Source organism: Tunicatimonas sp. (genome assembly GCF_049647865.1).
Lineage (GTDB): Bacteria > Bacteroidota > Bacteroidia > Cytophagales > Cyclobacteriaceae > Tunicatimonas.
The window spans coordinates 1-2135 of the sequence record NZ_JBARYM010000073.1 but is presented as its reverse complement, the minus strand read 5'-3'; the positions used below and the strand labels follow the sequence as shown (position 1 = coordinate 2135).

General features: G+C 42.5%; 1 protein-coding gene and 1 pseudogene. One reads left to right on the top strand and one right to left on the bottom strand.

What is annotated here, in order from left to right; translation table 11 throughout:
* The coding region (locus WBA23_RS02625; protein ID WP_424580692.1) for an O-methyltransferase at positions 1 to 782 on the bottom strand (782 nt) is incomplete at its 3' end.
* 461 nt (positions 783 to 1243) lie between these two features.
* Between WBA23_RS02625 and WBA23_RS02620 the strand changes: the two are divergent.
* Positions 1244 to 2135, top strand: a pseudogene (locus tag WBA23_RS02620) (hypothetical protein); the annotation flags it as partial.

Here is a 2135-nt window from a genome sequence, read left to right as displayed (position 1 = left end):
GGATGAGTATGTACGTATTCGTTGAAATGATAAATAGCTCGGGCGTTCTCAGACATATCCGCCAACGGCTTAGTATAAATTTCGCCCTGATACAATGTGTTATCTACTACAATTAATCCACTGTTAGCTAATAAAGAATTTGGCTGCCTTATCAGCATTTCTACGTACATACGGTAGCCCGACTTATCAGCATCTACAAACACCAAGTCAAACGAACGTCTCTCGGATTGTAGCTGCTCTAGTGATTCGTGGGCCTTTCCGCGACGAATTTCTATTTTTTGTCCGGCGGCACATTGTTGAAAATGACCTTCGGCAAAATCAGCAATCGTTTCGTCTAGTTCGCAGGCTACTAAAGTACCGTTTTCAGGAAGTGCCTCGGCCATAGCCAGGGCGGAGTAGCCGGTGAACAAGCCAATTTCCAGCACCGAAACCGCTTTAGTCATTCGCACCAACTGCTTAAGAAATTGCCCTTCCAAATGCCCCGAGAGCATTTCCGGTTCCAGTTGATCTAATTCAGAATTACTACGCCACGGCAGCGCCAGGGTAGCTTGCTCTAAAGAACTTAAACAGTTAGATGGTGCTTGGGTAACTGACGAAAGATAAGTATCCATTTGAGCACTGATACTATGGGCTTTCTCTAAGTGGTCGAGAAGTTGTTCCCTTAACTTAGGAGTAAGATCAGCCTGGTTGAGTAGATCTAGAGCGCAATTTATCTCAAAGCTGATATGCGCTTGAGGAGTTACCGGTCTAAGCTGCACTCGTTGAGATGTTGTAGTTTCCAATGGATGAATAATTGATAATCAGTAGAAATATTCTAAAAAATCAGCTCTTCCCGGAATGGCTTTTATTTGGCGGTCGAGCCGTAGTTCGCTTTTTCTGTAAGATTAACTATACCAACCAGCAAAGGTTTTGACTTGCCTAGCTTCTAAACTTGATTTGTACCCTACGCCGAGAACCAAAGTTTTGGTCCGATTAATACTGCAAACTCTTTGTTACCAGTCAAATGTTTAGACGTTTTTTGAAAGGCGGTTGGGTTAGTGCATTTATTTCAGAATTTTAGATACTACCTACTAACGCCGATGATCTCTACCGTATGCGTTTAGTCATTTATGCTCAAAAAATAGGGCATATTTTGTAGAGTATTTTATAGATTTAAGTTGAACAAAAATTTATATTGACACGTTTCTTTTTTGTGACCTACTTATAATTAATAATTCTCTTTTACCTTACTAAATTTTACTTGATGAGTCAGATTACTGAATCCATCCGGGTATTCCTCCGTGAAGTGAGCCCTAACGAATCTATTACTTCCAATAATGAAATAAAACTGGAAGGTTTGTTATGTGGTGATTTGTTTAAGAATTTGTTAATAACTTTCACTAAAACTGATGTCTTCTCAAAAGAGCTAGGGGACGAATTTACTGCCACTGGAGCTATTAATGGAGTGGCAGCCTGCCGGAAGCTCCGAAGTTCCCTTAATTTGAAGCTTAAAGAGTTTTTTGCGCTACTAGCTGAAGTTGCGCTAGCGTTTGATCCAGCCCGGGGTGAAGATTGGAAGAAGCTTTCAGAAAACATATACGCTTCCCGTGAGGCAGAAATTAAGTTGTTAGACCGCCTGAGAACCAGTAGCGAATCGGCATTTTACACTGAACTAGCCGAACGGTTGATTAAGGAGAACCCGCACGCTATCTATCCTACTTCTAACTACCGAGAGAGTAAGGGCTACACCGTGAGTACCGAAGACGATCAGGCGGTGGAAGCAGTGATGAGTTGCTCAACGTTCACGTCTATTCGCATCACTGAGAATGCTTTAGACTTAAATAATACTCTATTACGGGATCAATTTTTACCCAAGGGGCGCTGCGTGTGCTTGGTAGATAAAAACGTAGAATACCACTACGGCAAACAGTTAGCGAATTACTTCGCCCACCATGATATTAATTTTAAGAAATTGGTGTACCGAGCGATGGAAGTTGATAAGGGGATCAATACTGTAGAGCAAATGCTCGGCGACTTTAAGCGAGTGGGGGTGTCGCGCAATGAACCGGTGCTGATTGTGGGCGGAGGCGTTATCTCCGATACCGGCGGACTAGCTTGTGCGCTGTACCATCGTAATACTCCTTACATTATGCTAT